This is a genomic window from uncultured Campylobacter sp., from assembly GCF_944323605.1.
Lineage (GTDB): Bacteria > Campylobacterota > Campylobacteria > Campylobacterales > Campylobacteraceae > Campylobacter_D.
On sequence record NZ_CALUTC010000003.1, the window covers coordinates 65,267 to 83,910 of the forward strand.

At 30.8% G+C, this 18,644-nt stretch carries 22 protein-coding genes; 13 read left to right on the plus strand and 9 right to left on the minus strand.

Annotation, left to right across the window (positions count from 1 at the left end):
* Positions 1-17 precede the first annotated feature (17 nt).
* From Q0J35_RS02850 to Q0J35_RS02865, 4 genes are all read left to right on the plus strand, one after another.
* A complete protein-coding gene (locus Q0J35_RS02850; protein ID WP_297193032.1) occupies positions 18-1,106 on the plus strand; it encodes a DegT/DnrJ/EryC1/StrS family aminotransferase in 1,089 nt (362 codons plus the stop codon).
* Positions 1,103-1,960, plus strand: a complete 858-nt coding sequence (locus Q0J35_RS02855) for a Gfo/Idh/MocA family oxidoreductase (protein WP_297193033.1) — start codon at positions 1,103-1,105, stop codon at positions 1,958-1,960. Before Q0J35_RS02850 ends, Q0J35_RS02855 begins: the two co-directional genes overlap by 4 nt.
* Positions 1,957-2,859 (plus strand): ferrochelatase, encoded by a 903-nt coding sequence (gene hemH, locus Q0J35_RS02860; RefSeq protein ID WP_297193034.1) that lies wholly within the window; start codon positions 1,957-1,959, stop codon positions 2,857-2,859. The genes Q0J35_RS02855 and hemH overlap by 4 nt, the downstream gene beginning before the upstream one ends.
* Positions 2,860-2,966: 107 nt before the next feature.
* Positions 2,967-3,341 carry a DUF4156 domain-containing protein gene (locus Q0J35_RS02865; protein WP_297193035.1) on the plus strand — a complete coding sequence of 125 codons (375 nt, stop codon included), beginning with the start codon at positions 2,967-2,969 and terminating at the stop codon, positions 3,339-3,341.
* Between the two features lie 47 nt (positions 3,342-3,388).
* On the opposite strand, the gene Q0J35_RS02870 is transcribed toward Q0J35_RS02865, so the two are convergent.
* Genes Q0J35_RS02870 through flgB form a run of 4 tightly spaced genes read right to left on the minus strand, consistent with a single transcriptional unit; the run spans position 3,389 to position 6,416 of the window.
* Positions 3,389-5,176: a penicillin-binding protein 2 gene (locus Q0J35_RS02870; RefSeq protein ID WP_297193036.1), complete on the minus strand. Its 1,788-nt coding sequence runs from the start codon at positions 5,174-5,176 to the stop codon at positions 3,389-3,391.
* The gene (gene fliE, locus Q0J35_RS02875) at positions 5,176-5,472 is read right to left on the minus strand and encodes a flagellar hook-basal body complex protein FliE (protein ID WP_297193037.1); all 297 of its coding nucleotides are present in this window, start codon (positions 5,470-5,472) and stop codon (positions 5,176-5,178) included. The genes Q0J35_RS02870 and fliE overlap by 1 nt, the downstream gene beginning before the upstream one ends.
* Before the next feature lie 6 nt (positions 5,473-5,478).
* Positions 5,479-5,973, minus strand: coding sequence for a flagellar basal body rod protein FlgC (gene flgC / locus Q0J35_RS02880; RefSeq protein WP_297193038.1), 495 nt, complete (start codon positions 5,971-5,973; stop codon positions 5,479-5,481).
* 11 nt (positions 5,974-5,984) lie between these two features.
* Positions 5,985-6,416, minus strand: coding sequence for a flagellar basal body rod protein FlgB (gene flgB / locus Q0J35_RS02885; RefSeq protein ID WP_297193039.1), 432 nt, complete (start codon positions 6,414-6,416; stop codon positions 5,985-5,987).
* 227 nt (positions 6,417-6,643) lie between these two features.
* On the opposite strand from flgB, the gene Q0J35_RS02890 reads away from it, so the two are divergent.
* The 6 genes from Q0J35_RS02890 to Q0J35_RS02915 are packed head-to-tail and all read left to right on the plus strand — an operon-like array spanning position 6,644 to position 13,510.
* On the plus strand, positions 6,644-8,581 hold the full coding sequence (locus Q0J35_RS02890) for a penicillin-binding protein 1A (RefSeq protein ID WP_297193040.1): 1,938 nt from the start codon (positions 6,644-6,646) through the stop codon (positions 8,579-8,581).
* Between the two features lie 56 nt (positions 8,582-8,637).
* Positions 8,638-9,279, plus strand: a complete 642-nt coding sequence (gene mapA, locus Q0J35_RS02895; RefSeq protein ID WP_297193041.1) for an outer membrane lipoprotein MapA — start codon at positions 8,638-8,640, stop codon at positions 9,277-9,279.
* Positions 9,276-9,851 (plus strand): ComF family protein, encoded by a 576-nt coding sequence (locus Q0J35_RS02900; protein ID WP_297193042.1) that lies wholly within the window; start codon positions 9,276-9,278, stop codon positions 9,849-9,851. The genes mapA and Q0J35_RS02900 overlap by 4 nt, the downstream gene beginning before the upstream one ends.
* Before the next feature lie 40 nt (positions 9,852-9,891).
* Positions 9,892-12,435 carry a DNA gyrase subunit A gene (gyrA, locus tag Q0J35_RS02905; protein ID WP_297193043.1) on the plus strand — a complete coding sequence of 848 codons (2,544 nt, stop codon included), beginning with the start codon at positions 9,892-9,894 and terminating at the stop codon, positions 12,433-12,435.
* A 56-nt stretch (positions 12,436-12,491) separates the two neighbouring features.
* The gene (locus Q0J35_RS02910) at positions 12,492-13,085 is read left to right on the plus strand and encodes a lipoprotein required for motility (RefSeq protein WP_297193044.1); all 594 of its coding nucleotides are present in this window, start codon (positions 12,492-12,494) and stop codon (positions 13,083-13,085) included.
* Positions 13,061-13,510 (plus strand): hypothetical protein, encoded by a 450-nt coding sequence (locus Q0J35_RS02915; RefSeq protein ID WP_297193045.1) that lies wholly within the window; start codon positions 13,061-13,063, stop codon positions 13,508-13,510. Before Q0J35_RS02910 ends, Q0J35_RS02915 begins: the two co-directional genes overlap by 25 nt.
* Here the strand turns inward: Q0J35_RS02915 and Q0J35_RS02920 are convergent, their stop codons facing one another.
* A complete protein-coding gene (locus Q0J35_RS02920; protein ID WP_297193046.1) occupies positions 13,511-14,068 on the minus strand; it encodes a methyltransferase in 558 nt (185 codons plus the stop codon).
* Between the two features lie 194 nt (positions 14,069-14,262).
* On the opposite strand from Q0J35_RS02920, the gene panB reads away from it, so the two are divergent.
* From panB to panD, 3 genes are read left to right on the plus strand one after another with little or no spacing between them, the layout of a single operon-like run.
* Positions 14,263-15,084 carry a 3-methyl-2-oxobutanoate hydroxymethyltransferase gene (gene panB, locus Q0J35_RS02925; RefSeq protein WP_297193047.1) on the plus strand — a complete coding sequence of 274 codons (822 nt, stop codon included), beginning with the start codon at positions 14,263-14,265 and terminating at the stop codon, positions 15,082-15,084.
* An 8-nt stretch (positions 15,085-15,092) separates the two neighbouring features.
* Positions 15,093-15,941 (plus strand): pantoate--beta-alanine ligase, encoded by an 849-nt coding sequence (gene panC, locus Q0J35_RS02930; RefSeq protein WP_297193048.1) that lies wholly within the window; start codon positions 15,093-15,095, stop codon positions 15,939-15,941.
* The gene (gene panD / locus Q0J35_RS02935) at positions 15,938-16,318 is read left to right on the plus strand and encodes an aspartate 1-decarboxylase (RefSeq protein WP_297193049.1); all 381 of its coding nucleotides are present in this window, start codon (positions 15,938-15,940) and stop codon (positions 16,316-16,318) included. The genes panC and panD overlap by 4 nt, the downstream gene beginning before the upstream one ends.
* A 15-nt stretch (positions 16,319-16,333) precedes the next feature.
* Here the strand turns inward: panD and Q0J35_RS02940 are convergent, their stop codons facing one another.
* From Q0J35_RS02940 to Q0J35_RS02955, 4 genes are read right to left on the minus strand one after another with little or no spacing between them, the layout of a single operon-like run.
* Complete coding sequence (locus Q0J35_RS02940) at positions 16,334-16,966, minus strand: HAD family hydrolase (protein ID WP_297193050.1); 633 nt, start codon at positions 16,964-16,966, stop codon at positions 16,334-16,336.
* Entirely contained in the window at positions 16,963-17,289 is a 327-nt protein-coding gene (locus tag Q0J35_RS02945) for a hypothetical protein (protein WP_297193051.1), read from the minus strand. Before Q0J35_RS02945 ends, Q0J35_RS02940 begins: the two co-directional genes overlap by 4 nt.
* Positions 17,286-17,660 carry a helix-turn-helix transcriptional regulator gene (locus Q0J35_RS02950; RefSeq protein ID WP_297193052.1) on the minus strand — a complete coding sequence of 125 codons (375 nt, stop codon included), beginning with the start codon at positions 17,658-17,660 and terminating at the stop codon, positions 17,286-17,288. The genes Q0J35_RS02945 and Q0J35_RS02950 overlap by 4 nt, the downstream gene beginning before the upstream one ends.
* 9 nt (positions 17,661-17,669) lie before the next feature.
* Positions 17,670-18,554: a J domain-containing protein gene (locus Q0J35_RS02955; RefSeq protein ID WP_297193053.1), complete on the minus strand. Its 885-nt coding sequence runs from the start codon at positions 18,552-18,554 to the stop codon at positions 17,670-17,672.
* Between the last annotated feature and the right edge of the window lie 90 nt (positions 18,555-18,644).

Sequence of the window (18,644 nt, forward strand, 5' to 3'; positions counted from 1 at the left end):
AAACTTAAAGGCTAAAAATGAACTTTCCTTTTATAAATTTAAAAGCACAGTATCACGCATATAAAACAGAGATAGATAAGGCTATATTTGATGTTTTAGAAAGCTCATCTTTTATAGGAGGTAAAGTTTTAGATGATTTTGAAAGAAATTTAGCCTCTTTTGTTGGGGTTAAACACGCTATAGGTTGTTCATCTGGAACATCTTCATTGCTTTTGGCATTACTTGCTTTAGATATAAAAAAAGGAGATGAAGTTATAGTCCCTTCTTTTACCTTTGTTGCTACAGCTGAAATGGTTAGCTTAATAGGTGCTAAACCTGTCTTTGCCGACATATCTTTAGATGATTACAATATAAATGTAGATACGGTTAAAAATTTAGTAAATGATAAAACAAAAGCTATTATAGCGGTTTCTATATTTGGACAAATGCCAGATTTACTTGCTTTGCGAGAATTTTGCAAGTCAAATAATATACACTTGATAGAAGATGCAGCCCAAAGTTTTGGTGCTAAACAAAATGGTTTAAAATCTTGCTCTATATCTGAAATTTCTTGCACCTCATTTTTTCCTTCAAAGCCTCTTGGTGCTTATGGTGATGCAGGAGCTATTTTTACAAATGATGATGAACTTGCTTCTAAGATTAGAATTTATCTTAATCATGGTCAAACCAAAAGATATAAACATAGCTTAATAGGCTTTAATGGTAGGCTTGATAGCATACAAGCAGCTGTATTAAATGTGAAGTTGAAATATCTAGAGGAAGAAATTTTAAAACGAGATGAAATCGCTAAAATTTATAATGAAAATTTAAATAAAACAAAACTTATTTTACCTAAGATAAAAGACGGATTTACCAGCGTTTGGGCACAGTATTCAGTGCGAGTAAAAGACAGATCCTCTGTCATAAAAAAGCTTGATGAGCTAGGTATCCCAAGTGCGATACACTATCCTTTAGGACTACATTTGCAAGAAGCTTATTTAGATCTTGGATACAAAAAAGGCTCTTTAGTAAATACCGAGTTAGTTAGCGAAGAAATTTTATCTTTGCCTATGAGTGCATTTTTGACTAAAGAAGAGCAAGAAAGTGTAATAAAGGCTTTTGAATGAATATAGGTATAATAGGTCTTGGCAAAATGGGTCAAAACCATTTAAAAGAACTTAGTAAAAACGAAAATTTCACAATAAGAGCTTTGCTTGATTTGCGTATAGATAGGGATATACAGTATCCTTTTTTTGATAATATAGATACTTTTTTACGCACAGAATTAGACTGTGTCATCATCTCATCTCCTACCAACACTCACTTAGAATTAGCAAAGTCTTGTTTTAAAAAAGTTAAGACTGTTTTGATAGAAAAGCCATTAGCCTTAAATTTAGAGCAAATGAAAGAGTTGAAAGACTGTGCTATAAAAGAAGATGTTGCTTTGGCTGTAGGTTTTAGCGAAAGATTTAACCCAGCCGTTGTAGCCCTTAAAAATGAGCTAAAAGATGAAAAAATCATAAGTATAAATATAAGGAGATTTTCTACATATCCACTTAGAATTTTAGATGTTGGAATTTTGCAAGATTTAACAGTTCACGACTTAGACCTTGCACTGTTTTTTGCAAATAAAAAAATTGAAAAAAGCGAGCTTTTTAAGCTAAACAAAAAAGACGAAAAAAGAGAAGATGAAGCACTTTGTGTGCTTGATTTTGGCGAAACCTTAGCTTGTGTCCATCAAAGCTGGAACTGTAAAGTAGCTATAAGACAGTTGGATATAATTAGCGAAAAAGCCACTTATAACGTTGATTTACTGAATTTTACACTTAAAAAAAATGGAAATTTAGTCCCACTCCCACAGACAACTCCTTTGCAAGGAGAGCATAATTCTCTTCTTAATCTTATTAAAAATAGACAGTCAAAATTATTAGCAAATATTGATGATTCCATTGCAATACAAGAAATTTTGGAAGCTAAATGAAGTATGTTTTTTTTATAAATATGGGTGGAGCAGAAAATTTAGCTGATTGTGATGTATTTTTAAAAAATATGTTTTTTGACCCATATATACTAGGCATAAAAAATCAATACTTAAGAAAATTTGTAGGCTTTATTATAAGAAAATCAAGATTAAAGGCTATGCAGGAAAGCTATAAACACATAGGGGGCAAATCCCCATTAAATGATATAACACAACAGCTTTGCTTAAAGCTTAAACAAGGTGATGTTTGCTTTGATTTTATAAATTTGTATGTAAAACCTTTTGCTTTAGATGTATTGAGAAAATACAATTTTAAAAAAGATGATGAGATAGTTTTATTTCCTCTTTACCCTCATCATTCTCAAACCACAGTCTTAAGTTCTGTGGAAAACGTAAAAAAAGCTATAAGTGCTTTGGGTATAGATTCTAATGTATTTGTGGTAGATATATTTTATGAAGATGAGCTTTATAATGATATGATAATCAAGCATATATTAGAGGAAAATGAAAAATTCTATCCAAATGAAAAAAAAATACTTCTTTTTTCTGCCCATTCTTTGCCTATGTCTATTATAAAAAAGGGCGATTTGTATGAAAAGCATATAAACGAGCATATTAAAATTTTGTCCGAAAGGCTTAAGCCTTATTTTTCAGATTTCATCTTGGCTTATCAGTCAAAACTAGGTCCTGTCAAGTGGCTAGAGCCAAATACGGGCGATATTTTAGCTTCTTTAGATAAAAAGGCTATTGTATATCCTATATCATTTTGTATAGATTGTTCTGAAACTGTTTTTGAGCTTGATATAGAATATAAAAAAGTAGCAAAAAATGAATACAAGGTCGTATCTTGCCCAAATTATAGTGATGAATTTATCAAATTTATAGAAAGTAAAATTTAAAACAAAATTTATTTAGTCTTTTTATAGTATAATGTTATTCATATCAATAATATTTAAGGAGGAATAATGTATAAATTTTTGTATATGGGGGGGGGGCATTAGCCTTATTGCTACTTTTTAGTGCTTGCTCTACTACATCTATCCCGTTAAATCCGAAGGCTCAAGGTATAGCAATTAGCGATAATATCGATAAGACTTGCAAGCTCGTAGGCAATGTTAGTGGCTTAGACAAAAATGCAGGCATGTCAGCTGTTAAGTCAAATTCAGAACTTAAAATGAATGCTTATAATGACCTAAGAAACAAATCTGTTAAATTTGGAACAGACGTAAAACTTAAAATAAAAGATGAAAAATGCGATGTTATAATAAATGGATTTTTTACAAGCGAACGAAAAGAAATAGATTGTTGGCAGCTAGATTCAACAAAAGTTACGTTAGTATCAGCTTACTATGTTTTTGCTGATGTTTATGACTGTGAATAAATTTTATATAAGTGTTTAGGCTTTAAGCCTAAACTATATCATAATATTTACATTTTATTTGGTATTAAAAAACCTTCATCTATAAGTATGTCAATCACCCCTTTAAAAACAGGCAAGGCACTTTGTGCTGAGTAATAGCTGTATTCTTTTTTTGGATTTCTAACCAAAACACCTATTGTAAATTTGCTATGTGTATCGTTTGCAAAACCGAAAAAAGAAGCATTGTATCTGCCAGAATTATACCCTTGTTTCTCGGCTATTCTAGCAGTGCCCGTTTTTCCACCAACTATAATACCTTGCGTTTTTGCTTTTTTACTAGTCCCTTTTTCAACTGTTGCTATTAGTATATTTTGCATTTGTTTGCTTGCTTCGCTTGAAAGGATTTTTTCTTCTATTATATTTTCTTTTAATTCTTTTATTTTGCCATTTTGATAGAATTTTTCTGCTAAATTAGGACTTATATATACGCCTCCATTGTTAAAAACATTATATCCGGCTAAAAGTTGTATAAAAGTTGTTTTAAGCCCGTATCCATAGCTTAAAACAGATTTTTCTATATCCCTTAATCTTTGTGAATTTGGCAATTCTCCTTTTTGTTCGTATGGTAAATCTATACCACTTTTATCTGCAAAATGAAAAATTTTAAGACCTGAAATTATTTCAAAATTACTTAATCTCCTTGCTATTTGTATCATTCCTATATTTGATGAATACATAAGCACTTCTTCAGAACTCATTTTTTTCGCTTTATGGCTATCTTGTATAGTAAAACGACCAAGTTTGTAGTATCCATCATTTGTATTTATTTCTTCTCCTAGTTTTAGCTTTCCTAGCCTTAATGCAGTTACAAATATGAATGGTTTTATAACAGAACCAGGTTCATATCCGTATTCTATGGCACTAGTATTTAATACAGATAAGTCTTTACCTCTATTTGATGGGTCGTATCTTCTAGTGCTTGCTAGACTTAAAATTTTGCCAGTGCTACTCTCCATAACAGCAGCTACTATTTCAGTAGCATTTAAGTCTTCATTTTGTGTGCTTATCATCTTTTCTATACTTTTTTGCAATTTAAGATGAATGTTTATATAAAGATTGCAACCATTTATCTTTCTTTTTTGAACTGAATTTAAATTTAAGATAATATTACCACTTATATCTTTTAAGCCTTGCACCTTCTCATTTTGAGTATCCATTAAGCAATAATCATAAAATTTTTCTAGTCCTTTCACTCCAATATTTTTAAAAATCTTACTTTCCTCATCTAAAACAACCCTAGTGTATCCTATGGCAGGTGTTAAAGAATCTTTTGCCATATAAACTCTGTCTTCTTTATGTTCTATTATGCTTAATCCACGAGTTTCAACCCTGTTGCTATCATTAGAAAATGCCTTAAAAAAGCCTTGCACATAAAGTTTTCTAGCTAATTCTCTTAAATGCGAAGCTGACTTTGAGTTTATATCTTGACTTAGTATAAAATTATAGTTTTTGCCTTTACTGGCATTATTAAGTCTTTTTTTGATTTCTTGCATTTGCACATCATCTAAGCCGCTGTAAATTTGAAATAGTTTTAAAAACAAATCAAGTTTTCCATTATCTATACTTCTTAAATCTATTTCAGCTCTGTAAAGTTCTTTAGAAGATGCTACTGTGAAATTATCCTTTGTTATTATATTTCCTCTTAGAGCAGTGTCATATTGATATTTTTCTGTGTTTGGTATATTTCTTTTTGAAGTTAAAAAAAAGGTTGAGCTTAAAAATAGCAACATAAAGACTAAGGACATTATAAAAGCAAATGCAACCTTAGAAACTCTATTGCTACTATTTTCTTGCATTAAATTTGTGTTCTGCTTATTTCTTTATAGGCATTTATGGCTTTATTTCTCACTTCTAGCATAAATTTCATACTACTTTCAGCCTTGTTTATAGCTATGGCTGCTTGGTGTAAATTCTTTACCTCGCCAGTTGCTATATCTGTCATAGCTGCTTCGCCTTGTTTTTGTGTTGCGTCAAGGTCATTTATAGATTTTTTGAGTAGATTAGCAAATTCATCACCTATATTTTGTGTATTTTGATTTTTAGCTGTTGTGTTATTTGTATTTATACCATTGATTTTGTTTATTTCATTCATAACTTATTACCCCCTTAACAAGTCTATAGCACTTTGAGCTATGCTTTTTGTGCTATTAAATGCAGCCACATTTGCTTGATAAGCTCTTGTAGCTTCTATTAAATCTGCCATTTCAATAACAGGGTTTATATTTGGATATGCTACATACCCTTCAGCATTTGCGTCTGGATGTCCTGGTTCATATTTTAGACGAAATTCTCTATCATCTCTTACAACCTTATCTACTACGACACTCATAACAGCTGGATGAGCATCTTTTTGTGAGCTGGAGTCATTTAAAGGATTTTCGTATTCTAAAAGATTATTATCCTCTTTTATTTGTTTATTTAAAAGCTCACTAAAGTCATTTGCCTTAAATATAACTTCTCTTCTTCTATAAGGACCGCCTTCTGCTGTTCTTGTAGTGTTTGCATTAGCTATATTAGAGCTTATTACATTTAGTCTAAATCTTTGAGCACTAAGACCATATCCACTTATATCAAAATCACTTAAATAAGCCATACTCTACTCCTTTATGAAAGCTTAGAACTAGCGTCTATAATAGCTGTGGCTATATTGCCTTGTCTTCTTAAAACACCATCTAATGCAGTTATCATAGCAGTATTTTTGCTAAGTTCTGTTGTCTCCACATCTAAATCCACAGTATTTGCGTCGTTTCTAGCTAAATGTCCATCTCTTAGATATATTGTTGATTTATTAGGATCTGGAAATTTCCAAGGCTCTTGATGATTTGCATTAGTTTGAGCCATTTTAAGCTCCATATCCCTACCTTTTTTAAATATCTCTTTAGATCTATTTACTAAAGCAGTTTCAAATTCTATATCTCTTGATTTATAAAATGGAGTATCTACGTTAGCAAGGTTAGAATTTATAAGTTGGTTTCTAAGGTTTCTACCTGCTAAAGCCGAAGTTACAAGCTCTTTTGATTTAAACATATCAATCATTTTTTTATCCTAAAAATTAAATTTAAAAACTAAAAGCAATAAGTATTCCAAATTTAAAAAAAACGCTTATTACTGAAGTCATTATTTATACTTTTTTATATACCTTATATATTCTATCATAAAAATATACAAAATATGTAATTTATAATGCATTTTTTAAAAAAAAATTATATTAATTAATTAATAATTAGATAGAATTAAACTTTTGTTATTGGTGAGGAGAAATGATGAAAATTTTAAAGACTGTTTTTTCAGTTATTTTACTAGTAATCATTGTTGGAGTTGGATATGCAGCTTACATAGTAATAAATGCAAATGTTGATGGTTATAGTTTTAAAGAGTATAAACCGCCAATTTCCACTCAAATTTATGATAGAAATGGAAAATTAATAGCAAATATTTTTGATAAAGAGCATCGTTTTTACGTAAAATATGATGATATACCTCCAAGATTAATAGAAGCTCTTTTAGCTATAGAGGATACAGCTTTTTTCGAGCATAGTGGTGTAAATTTAGACGCTATAGTTAGGGCTGCTTTAAAAATAATAAGTAGTGGAGGTCAAACGGTAGAGGGAGCTTCTACTTTAACACAGCAGCTTATAAAAAATACAGAATTAACACCGGAAAGAACTATAAATAGAAAGGTAAAAGAAGTAATACTAGCTTATAGACTAGAAACAGAGCTTTCAAAAGAAGAAATTTTAGAAAGATATTTAAATTTTATATTTTTTGGACACGGATATTACGGTGTAAAAACAGCGGCAAGAGGTTATTTTAGAAAAGAGCTTTCTCAACTTACATTAAAAGAAATGGCAATGCTTGTGGGTATGCCAAAAGCACCTACTTCTTATGATCCTACTAGGAATTTAAACCTATCTCTTTCAAGGGCTAATGCAGTAATACAAAGAATGTATAATATAGGCTGGATTTCTAGTGAGGAATACAGAAATGCTATTGATGAAACTCCTGTAGTATATGATGATACTCTTACTCAAAATGTCGCTCCATATGTTGTAGATGAAGTTATTAAAAGATTAGAGCCTGTTTTACCTGATTTAAGAACCAATGGCTACACTGTCGAGCTTGGCGTTGATTTGTCCGTTCAAATGGCTGCTGAAAATGCCTTGCGTTTTGGTTATGATGAAATAGTAAAAAGAGATAAAGACGCAAATTTGAGTGTGCTAAATGGTGCTATGGTTGTTATGGATCACCAAAATGGAGATATTTTAGCTTTGGTTGGAGGAGTTGATTATAATAAGAGCAATTTTAATAGAGCAACTCAAAGTTTAAGACAGCCAGGAAGCACCTTTAAACCTTTTGTGTATCAAATAGCTATAAATGAAGGGTATTCTCCTATGAGTGAAATTGCTGATATATCAAGGATTTTTGAGGGAGCATATAAAGGCGATGACTGGAAACCTACAAATTTAGGAGGTTCTTTAGCTGGTCTTGTTACCTTAAAAGATGCATTAACAAGATCTAGAAATCTAGCCACTATAAATTTAGCTCTAGATATAGGACTTGATGTTCTTTATAAAAGAATGTTAGAATTTGGTTTTAGCGATAAGATACCAGCTGATTTGTCTATAGTTCTTGGCTCTTTTGGAATTTCTCCACTTGATTTTTCTAAATTTTATTCTATGTTTGGAAATTACGGCAATATTATGGAGCCAATTATAGTAAAAAATGTCAAAGATAGAGAACAAAATGTAGTTTTACATTATGATAGTAACGCTACTAAAGTAAGCGAGCCTCAGCAAATTTTTTTAACTGTTGATATGATGAGAAATGTTGTAAATAGAGGAACAGGTGCAAATGCAAGGGTAGCTGGTATAGAAATAGCTGGAAAAACCGGGACTAGTAATGACAGCATAGATGCTTGGTTTGTTGGAATAACACCAGAAATACAAGCCATAATATGGTACGGCAATGATAATAACAAGCCATTAAAACGAGTAGAAGGAGGTGCAAGGACTGCAGCTCCAGTATTTAGGGTATTTTTAACTGAATACTTGAAATTTTTTCCACAAACAAAAAGATATTTTTCCGTGCCAGAAGGAGTATTTACAGGCACTTATAATGGTGAAAATGAATTTTACACAAATCGCTCACCATTGCCTCAAAAGAGCATACATTCTATGAGTGATGATGAGATGTTATTTTGAAAGTTAGCAAAAATTTGTTACAATCTTAATGCAAGTTTTATTTTAAGGATAGTGTTATGAGAATCATTAATATAGTTCTACTTTCTTTTTTAGTTTTGTTTATATCAGCTTGTGCTAAAAAAAGCACTATGCAAAGGGCAGCTGATATTGCTTCCCAGCAACATTGTTATGATTGTAACAGTGCAAGAGGCTTTGAAGCAAATATACAAGGTTTGTTATATCTTAGCGACGTTGGCTTGCAGTGCTGTGCCGATAAAAGGACGCTTGATACTGGAGTTGCTATAAAAAAAGTTTATTTGCATAGAATTTATGATTTACCAGAAGAAAAAAAGACTTTTTATATAGGAAACGATAGATATTTTATAAATGAGCAGTTTAATTTAGCATTTTATCTTTTTTTGGAGCAAGAACTTAAATCTAGAGGTATAGTTGTTATAGACGGTATAAATAATTCACCATATGTTTTAAGACTTGACCTATCCTTTATAGATTTTTCATCTAAATTTGACAGAACAGGGCTTCATTCAAATGTAAGTGCAAGATTAAATTTAAAAGATATTAATATAAATAAAGAAATAATTGTAAGAACAAAGCAAGATGTTGTAGGTTTTAACGATGAAAAAGAGATAAGTTTTTATACGTTTTTGCTTATAAAGCAAATGGCAAATAAAGTAGCCAGCATTATATCATCACTTTGAGATGTTATAACTGTCATAGCTTTACCTTGCTTGGTTTTTGTGAAGATTGTATAAAAGAATTATCTGATTTGTCTTTAGGTGTTAGAAAGCTTGATGATGATTTTAAGGTTTATTCCTTTTATAAGCATAGTGAAATAAAGCATTTGTTGTATTCAAAGCATAAATTTTATGGTTATTTTGTATTAAATGCCTTAGCTAAGCTTTCTTTCGCTAAATTTGTTGATTTATTTTCCATAAATTTTAAGGTAAATGCTGTGGCATTAGATGATAGGGTTGAAAATTTTTTGTATTCTCATTCTGCTATATTAACTAAACACTTAAAAAGCAAGTTTGTAAAACCAAAATTTGCTGTTTTGCAAGCTCAATCAAATATTAAATATTCTGGAAAAAATATAGAATTTAGACTTAAAAATAAAAGATCATATAAGCTTTTAAAGCAAATTTCATCTCCTGTTATATTGGTAGATGACGTAGTAACTAGCGGCTCTTCTTTGCTAGAAGCTAGAAATTTTTTAAAAGAAAATGGTATTGAAACTTTATTTGCTTTGGTTTTAGCTGATGCGAAAGAATAAAATGTTAAAATTAAAAAATATTTTTTAAATAAGGAATTATATGGACAGTTTTACAAAAGATTTAGACATAGAAGAAATAGACATAGAAAATTCTATAAAGGCTTCCTATCTTGATTATTCTATGAGTGTTATAATAGGGCGTGCATTGCCTGATGCCAGAGATGGACTTAAACCTGTGCATAGAAGAATTCTTTATGCAATGAATGATCTAGGCGTTACAAGTAGGGCAGCTTACAAAAAATCAGCTCGTATCGTGGGTGATGTCATAGGTAAATACCATCCTCACGGTGATACGGCTGTATATGATGCCTTAGTTAGAATGGCACAAAGCTTTTCTATGCGATATCCTAGCATAGATGGACAGGGTAATTTTGGCTCTATAGATGGAGACGGTGCAGCTGCTATGCGTTACACTGAAGCTAGAATGACAATTTTAGCAGAAGAGCTTTTAAGAGATATAGATAAAGATACTGTTGATTTTGTTCCAAATTATGATGATTCTTTGAGTGAGCCAGATGTTTTGCCTGCTAGATTGCCAAATTTACTTTTAAATGGTTCTAGTGGTATAGCTGTTGGTATGGCTACAAATATACCTCCTCACAGCTTAAATGAATTAGTAGATGGATTAATACACCTTTTAGATAATAAAAATAGCACCTTAGAAGAATTAATGAATTTTATAAAGGGTCCAGATTTTCCAACTGCTGGGATAATATATGGTAAAAAAGGTATCATTGATGCTTACAGAGATGGCAGGGGCAGGGTAAAAGTTCGTGCAAAAACTCATATAGAAAATAAATCAAACAAAGATGTAATAGTCATAGACGAGCTTCCATATCAAACAAACAAAGCACGACTCATAGAACAAATAGCTGATTTGGCTAAAGACAAAACCATACAAGGCATAGCTGATATAAGAGATGAAAGCGATAGAGAGGGTATAAGAGTTGTTATAGAATTAAAAAGAGATGCGGACACAAGGGCTGTTTTAAACAATCTTTTTAAATCAACTGCTATGGAAAATACATTCAGCATAATAATGTTAGCCATACATAATAAGGAACCAAAAATATTTTCTTTAATAGAGCTTTTAAAATTATTCTTAAGTCACAGAAAAACTGTTATTATAAGAAGGGCTATTTTTGACCTGCAAAAAGCAAAAGCAAGAGCACATATATTAGAAGGGCTTAAGATAGCTTTAGATGATATAGATAGGATAATAAATCTTATAAGAAGTAGCAAAGATAATACAGAAGCAAAAGAAGGCTTAATCTCTAAATTTTCACTTAGCGAACTTCAAGCAAATGCTATTTTGGATATGAGACTTGCCCGTTTAACCGGACTTGAAAGAGAAAAGATAGAAAACGAATTAAAAGAATTAAAGCTAGAAATAGAAAATTTAGAAGCCATATTAAAAAGTGAAAGCAAAATAGAAGAAATTATAAAAGAAGAGCTTTTAGAAATAAAATCTAAATTTAATGTCCCAAGATTAACCGAAATAGTTGATGAGATAGAAGAAAGAAGCGATAAAAGCACTCAACCAAACATAAACGTTGTAGTTACTATAACTGAAAAGGGTTACATAAAAAGAGTTGATAGTAAAATTTATGAAAGACAAAAAAGAGGAGGAAAAGGGAAATTAGCCCTTACAACCCACGATGATGACTTTATAAAACATTTCTTTACTGCAAATACTCACGATGTTCTTATGTTTGTAACAAATAAAGGACAGTTATACAAAAAAGATGTATTTAAAATAGATGATGCCAGCAGAACATCTGTTGGACGACACATCTCAAATGTGCTTGAGGGATTTGATAAAGATAGGGAAAAAATAATGACTGTTATATCTGCAAATGATGATTTTTCAGATAGTAAATCCCTATGTTTCTTTACTAAAAATGGTATTATCAAAAGAACAAATTTAAGCGAATACAAAAGCAACCGTGCAAATGGAGTAAGAGCTATAAATTTAGATGAGGGAGATGAGCTTGTAGCGGCTTTTGTTGCAGAAAAAGATGATAAATTTGATGATGTTGAAGATATAAAATTTGACGAGAATTTTAATTCAAAGATGATTTTTATAGCTACCAAAAAAGGTATGTGTATTAAATTTCCTCTTGCAAGTGTTAGAGAAATAGGAAGGGTAAGCAGAGGCGTAACTGCTATAAGATTTAAGGAAAAAGGCGATGAAGTAGTAGGTGCTATTCTTGTTGAAAATAACGAACAAGAAATTTTAAGCATAAGTAAAAAAGGTATAGGAAAAAGGACTAATGCTGGTGAATATAGGCTTCAAAACAGAGGTGGTAAGGGCGTTATATGTATGAAGCTTACTGAAAAGACCAAGGATTTGGTGTGTATTTTAACTGTTGAAGAAGATGCTGATTTAATGGTTGCTACAAGTAGCGGAAAAACCATAAGAGTCGATATGCAAGGCATTAAAAAATCAAGCAGAAATACCATAGGTGTAATAGTTGTAAATGTAGAAAACGATGAAGTTATAAGTGTAGATAAATGCCCTAAACAAAATGATGAAAATGACGATAATACTCAGGAAAGTATTGATATGAAAGAAGGCAATTAAAAGTTGGAACGGTTATTGCTTTTGTATGTCAAATACAATATTTTGAAGGTTGAAAAATGAAAAAGACAGTTTTGCTCTTTAGCGTGGCTTTGTTAGTAAGTGGCTGTGTAGTTTCTCCGAAAAATACTGGAACAAACTCTCAAGCAGTTAGTAGAATTTCAAATGGCTCTAGCACAGGAGCTACAAGCTCTACTTCCACACCTAATTCGTTGTTGAGTGCTTTAAGCACAGGAAGCAGTAATACCGATGTGGTTGTGCAAAAGGTTGATAAAGACGATGTTAGAGATATTATAAGACAGGAAAAAATGCTTGCTCTTGATAACTCGGAAAATGAATTAACCTTTGGTGCTGTTGGTGAAGGTATAGCTCCTATGAATACAGTTTCTTCAGCTCAAGCTTTAGCTTTAGCTAAAAGAGCGGCTATAGCTGATGCTTATCGTCAGCTTGCGAGTAAGCTTTATGGAGTTAAGATAAACGGTAAAGATACAGTTAAAGATGCTATGCTGGGTAGCTCTACCATTACAGCTCAGGTAAATGGTTTAATCAAAAATGCTAGCGTTATAGATGAAAGTTTTAATCAAGGACTTTACAGAGTAAATGTAGAGCTTAAGATAGATGAAACTAAGTGGAAAGAACTTTTCTCATACTAAGCATATTGTGCTTTAAGCTTCTTGCCCAAGATGAATTTATATTTTGGGCAGAGCTTAGTAGCAAAAATTATGTCCTTTTTCATCAAAAAGAAAGTGTATCTGCTGCTATGACAAAGAGTGAGGATGTAGCAGAAGAGTATGTGTGCGACATAGCTTATGATGATAAAGATCTTGAATACTTGCAAAAAACTCCGCTTGGCAGTTTTGATGATTCTATGCCAAAAAAACTAAAACTTCGTTTTTTAAATTCTCATAAAGATAAGCTCATTGATTGTTTTACTTCTGTTGATGTTAAAGTAAGAGATACTGTAAGTAATTCTTCTATGAAAGCTAATAGTGCTACTTATGTTAAATTTTTACCCATTAGATTTAGTGTCGTTTTTTCAAAAGATAAGGCTTTGATTTACCACCTAAAAAAGCAATGATTATTTTTTACAGTAATACACAAAAGCAGGAGGTATATTTTGCCAAATTATTTTTGACATATGCACTTCCTCAAAAAATCTGTGTAAAAGCTTTCTAAAAACATTTGCTCTAGCGTTTGGTAACACATACGCAAATGTATTAAAATGACCGCCAGTATTTAAACTATCATATATTGTTTTTAGCAAAGAAAGCTGCTCTCTTACATTTAGTAAAGCCCAAGGTATACCAGAAACTACATTATCTATCTTATCTATACCTTTTGACCTTAAAATTTCTTTTAAATTTAGAGCATTTTGGACTTCAATATCCATATTAGGAAATTCTTTTTTTAATTTATTAGCCATATTTTGATTTATTTCTACAGCAAAAAAATAGCTATTATCGTTTTTTCTATTTAAAATTTCTTTTGTGAAAGCTCCTGTTCCAGGACCTATTTCTACTATATTTTTTGCATTTGCAAAGTCTATATTTTTAATCATCATACAGCTTAGCTTCTTAGAGCTAGAGCAAACAGCTCCAGTTTGTTTCGGAGCTTTTATATAATGAGTTATAAACAAAATACCATATCTCCATTTTTTATTTTATCATTTGCGATAAATTATAACAAATTTTAGTAATGATATTTTATATTTGTGAAATCATTGTGAATTTTCGTGCTTTATGATATTTTAAATTTATTGCTTTTTAGCCGATATTAAGTTTTCATTTTAAAAAAAAGCATAGAATTTTTTAAATTATTAGTGAGGTTTTTATGAGAAAAAGTATTTCAAGTCTTTTGGAACAAAAGAAAAAAAATGACAAGATTACTATGCTAACGGCTTATGATTATCACAGTGCCAAAGCTTTAGATGAGGCTGGTATAGATGTGATTTTAGTAGGCGATTCTTTGGCTATGGTTGTTTTAGGACACGAAGATACTTTAAGCGTAACGGTTGATGAAATGCTTGTTTTTACAAAAGCTGTTTCAAGAGGGACAAAAAATGCTATTGTTTTAAGTGATATGCCTTTTGCATCGTATCAAGCTTGTGAGTATGAAGCTTTTAAAAATGCTGCTAGGTTTATAAAAGAGGGTAGGGCAAATGCTGTAAAACTAGAAGGAGGCAAGGAAATTTGCAAAAGTATAGAAATTATTTCAAAAGCTAACATTCCTGTCGTAGCACACTTAGGACTTACACCTCAAGCCATTAATGCTTTGGGAGGATATAAGGTTCAAGGTAAAAATTTAGAAGCAGCCCAGAAATTGCTTGATGATGCTAGATTTGTTCAAGATGCTGGAGCTTGTATGCTTGTTTTAGAGTGCGTCCCTTCTAAATTAGCACAAAAAATAACACAAAGTTTAAATATACCAACTATAGGTATAGGAGCTGGAAGCTACTGTGATGGTCAGGTTTTGGTTTATCACGATGTTTTAGGTATCAACCAAGATTTTAAACCTAAATTTGTAAAAAGATTTGCGAATTTTAATCCAAAAGAAGCTGTAAAACAATATATACAAGAGGTTAAAAGTGGCGTTTTTCCAAATGCAGAATTTTCTTTTGATTTAAATGATGAATGGATTGATAAACTTTACTAGGAAAAATTATGAAAATTTTTAAAGATATAAAAGAACTTCAAAAAGAGCTTGTGCCATATGAAAAACAAGGTTTAAGTGTAGCACTTGTCCCTACAATGGGCTATTTGCACGAGGGTCATTTAAGTCTTATAAAAGCTGCTAGAAGCGAGAATGATAAGGTTATAGTAAGTATTTTTGTAAATCCTATGCAATTTGGTGCAAATGAGGATTTAGATAAATATCCAAGAGATTTAAAAAGAGATTCTAAGCTTTGTGAGGAAAATGGAGTTGATATACTTTTTTGCCCTACTGTAGAACAAATGTATCCGCAAAATTTTTCCTCTTATGTTGATATGGATAATATAACAAATAATTTATGCGGAGCTAGCAGACAAGGGCATTTTAGAGGAGTTTGCACTGTTTTAACAAAGCTTTTTAACATCACAAAAGCAAATAAAGCATATTTTGGACAAAAAGATGCACAGCAATGTGCTGTTGTAAAACAAATGGTAAGGGATTTAAATATAAATATAGACATTATAATTTGTCCTATAGTTAGAGAAGATGATAATTTAGCAAAAAGTTCAAGAAATGTTTATTTAAACGATGATGAAAGAAAAGCAGCACTTTGTCTTAGTAAGGCTTTGTTTATAGCTAAAACAATGCTAGATAATGGAGAAAAATATTCCCAAAAAATAAAAGATGCTATGATAAAAGAAATTCAAAAGGAAAAATTAGCTAGGATTGATTATGTAAGCCTAGTAAATCCTCATACTATGCAGGATTTAGATGAAATAAAAGATGAAGTTTTAGTAGCATTAGCTGTATTTATAGGAAAAACTAGGTTGATAGATAATTTTCTTAAAGGTTGTATATGATACTTACTATGTTAAAGGCTAAAATTCACAGAGCAACTGTTACTGAGGCTAGACTTGATTATGTCGGAAGCATAAGCATAGATGAGAATTTGTTAAGAGAAAGTGGAATTTTAGAGTATGAAAAGGTGCAAGTTGTCAATGTAAATAATGGAGCTAGATTTGAAACTTATACCATAGCCACAAAGACAAAGGGTGAAATTTGTTTAAATGGTGCAGCTGCTCGTCTTGTTCAAAATGGAGATAAGGTAATTATAATGGCGTATGCAAATTTAGATGAAAAGGAAGCTACAAATTTCAAACCTAAGGTGGTATTTGTAAATGATAAAAATGAAATTTCTAAGATAAGCACATATGAAAAACACGGAGAGCTTTTTTAAAGCGTATATAAATTTTTATAAATTTATGTTAAATAATTTTTCTATCTTGCTTTTTAATTCATTTTTATCGCTAAATTCATTTTCTTTTTCGCTACCTCTTCCCCATTTTGCACTAAGATAGGGAATGTTTGCATTTTTTGCAGCTTCTTCATCTTTTTTGCTATCACCAACAAAAACTATATCAGTATATGGGCTTTTATTTTTTACCAAATTTAGCATAGCAGGATTTGGCTTTGGTTCAACATCATCACTTACACCTATTATTTCATCAAAATAAGCACTTATTTCGTATTTTTTTAGTATCAAAGGCAAAGATTCTTGCGGTGCATTCGTAGCTATTGCTAAATAAGCTTTTTTGTTTTTTAGTTCTTCTAAAAATTCTTTTATTCCGTCATAGAGTATAACGCTTTGTTGATAATGTTTTACAAAATACTTTTCAAAGCCATTTTTAAAGCTACTGTGCTTGAAATCTTTTATATTATATAATTCTTTCGCCCAGTCTTTACCTGGTGTATTTATTATATGTAAAATATAATTTGCGTCTAAGGGCTGAAATCCCATATCCTTTCTTATTTCATTTACAGCACTTACTATGGCATTTGCACTGTTTATAAGCGTTCCGTCCATATCAAAGATTACAGTTATCAAAAAAGCTCCTTAAATTTAGATTTATGTTTATCTTTTTTGTATGATTTTGCATTTTTTAATTTATTTAAAGCATTACTTTTGCTTAAAAGTTCGTCTTTGCTGAATTTAAAACTAATGCATTCGTTTGCAAAGGTTTCAAGCTCTTTTGTATAGCTTGAATACAAAGAAACAAAGTTGTTTTTTTGTAAGTTATCATAAGCCTTATTAACCCTTTGTTTAAAAAGCATTTCATCAAAATTTTCCTTTTTTAGCATAGAATTTACAGTATTATAAAACTTTTCTAAAGCCCTTATATAGCGAATTCTATCTTGCTTTTCTTTCATATCTTTTTTTCATCATAAAATATCAAATCAAAACTATTTTTATGCTTTATAACAGATTTTCCGACTTTGCCTTGATGTCTTTCAAGCTCTAATCTCAACTCATCTATTAAATTTTCAAATTCATTTAACTGTGTTTTTAGCTTTAGTATAACATCTACTCCAGCCAAATTTACACCCATATCTCTAGTAAGCCTTAATATAAGCTTTATTCTATCTATATCTTTTTGCGAATAAAGTCTCATTTTGCCATCTGTCCTACTTGGTTCTACAAGACCTTCTCTTTCATACTGTCTTAAAGTTTGAGGGTGTATGCTTAAAACTTTAGCTACAACTGATATAAGATAAACAGGCTCATCGTATCCATGTTGCATTTTATCTCCTTAAGGTAATTTTTCTTGTAAAAGTTTTAGAAGTTCTTTGTCTAACTCGTCTGTATTTGGTAATACAACCGTAATATTTAAGTATAAATCTCCATAAATTCCGCTTTTTCTATTTTGAACCCCATATCCTTTTATACGAATTTTTTGACCATTTTTTGTGTTTGGCGGAATTTTTATGCTAACTTCTTTTCTTGGGGTGTTTATTGTTATTTTATTTCCAAACAAGGCATCTTTTAAGCTGATTTCCGCCTTTTTATACAAGTCATCCTCATCTCTTTCGTATTCCGTGCTTTTTTCTATCTCAACTTGAACGATTAAATCCCCTCTCATACCATTAAAAGATGAACCTTTACCTCTGATTCTTAGTTTTTCTCCATCTTTTATACCGTGAGGAATTTTAACTGTTATGCTTTCTCCATTAAAACTTAACTTCTGTTCTCCTCCAAGTATAGCTACATTAAAAGGAATTTTTGTTTTTGCATTAAGATCCAAATTTGTATGATTTGTTGAATTAAAGCCAAAATTAGAATTAAAATTATTAAAATTTGAGGATTTAAAACTAGATCTTGAACTACTAAAACCACTAAAATTTGAGAATAAATCGTGTAGTATATCATTTAAATCTGCTGTATTTGCTCCTCTTGAAAAATCGTGAAAGCTTTGACCGCCAAACATAGAATCCCCATATCTGTCGTATTTTTTTCTTTTGTTTTCATCGCTTAGTATCTCGTATGCCGCATTTATTTCTTTAAATTTTTCTTCCGCACCTTTTTCTTTATTTATATCAGGGTGGTATTTTCTTGCAAGACGTCTATAAGCTTTTTTTATCTCATCAGAACTAGCATTTTGAGAGACACCTAATGTTTCATATAAACTGTTATTCATATTTTTTTACCCTTTAAAATGTAAAATTTTTATACGTATTATAGCATAACCTTTAGTGTAAGTCAATCAAGTTTTTTAAGTTTTTTTATC

Excerpts from the sequence above, each read along its gene's own strand:
- Q0J35_RS02850 (WP_297193032.1), top strand. The coding sequence starts at position 18 with ATGAACTTTCCTTTTATAAATTTAAAAGCACAGTATCACGCATATAAA.
- Q0J35_RS02855 (WP_297193033.1), top strand. The coding sequence starts at position 1,103 with ATGAATATAGGTATAATAGGTCTTGGCAAAATGGGTCAAAACCATTTA.
- hemH (WP_297193034.1), top strand. The coding sequence starts at position 1,957 with ATGAAGTATGTTTTTTTTATAAATATGGGTGGAGCAGAAAATTTAGCT.
- Q0J35_RS02870 (WP_297193036.1), bottom strand. The coding sequence starts at position 5,176 with ATGCAAGAAAATAGTAGCAATAGAGTTTCTAAGGTTGCATTTGCTTTT.
- fliE (WP_297193037.1), bottom strand. The coding sequence starts at position 5,472 with ATGAATGAAATAAACAAAATCAATGGTATAAATACAAATAACACAACA.
- flgC (WP_297193038.1), bottom strand. The coding sequence starts at position 5,973 with ATGGCTTATTTAAGTGATTTTGATATAAGTGGATATGGTCTTAGTGCT.
- flgB (WP_297193039.1), bottom strand. The coding sequence starts at position 6,416 with ATGATTGATATGTTTAAATCAAAAGAGCTTGTAACTTCGGCTTTAGCA.
- Q0J35_RS02890 (WP_297193040.1), top strand. The coding sequence starts at position 6,644 with ATGAAAATTTTAAAGACTGTTTTTTCAGTTATTTTACTAGTAATCATT.
- mapA (WP_297193041.1), top strand. The coding sequence starts at position 8,638 with ATGAGAATCATTAATATAGTTCTACTTTCTTTTTTAGTTTTGTTTATA.
- gyrA (WP_297193043.1), top strand. The coding sequence starts at position 9,892 with ATGGACAGTTTTACAAAAGATTTAGACATAGAAGAAATAGACATAGAA.
- Q0J35_RS02910 (WP_297193044.1), top strand. The coding sequence starts at position 12,492 with ATGAAAAAGACAGTTTTGCTCTTTAGCGTGGCTTTGTTAGTAAGTGGC.
- panB (WP_297193047.1), top strand. The coding sequence starts at position 14,263 with ATGAGAAAAAGTATTTCAAGTCTTTTGGAACAAAAGAAAAAAAATGAC.
- panC (WP_297193048.1), top strand. The coding sequence starts at position 15,093 with ATGAAAATTTTTAAAGATATAAAAGAACTTCAAAAAGAGCTTGTGCCA.
- panD (WP_297193049.1), top strand. The coding sequence starts at position 15,938 with ATGATACTTACTATGTTAAAGGCTAAAATTCACAGAGCAACTGTTACT.
- Q0J35_RS02945 (WP_297193051.1), bottom strand. The coding sequence starts at position 17,289 with ATGAAAGAAAAGCAAGATAGAATTCGCTATATAAGGGCTTTAGAAAAG.
- Q0J35_RS02950 (WP_297193052.1), bottom strand. The coding sequence starts at position 17,660 with ATGCAACATGGATACGATGAGCCTGTTTATCTTATATCAGTTGTAGCT.
- Q0J35_RS02955 (WP_297193053.1), bottom strand. The coding sequence starts at position 18,554 with ATGAATAACAGTTTATATGAAACATTAGGTGTCTCTCAAAATGCTAGT.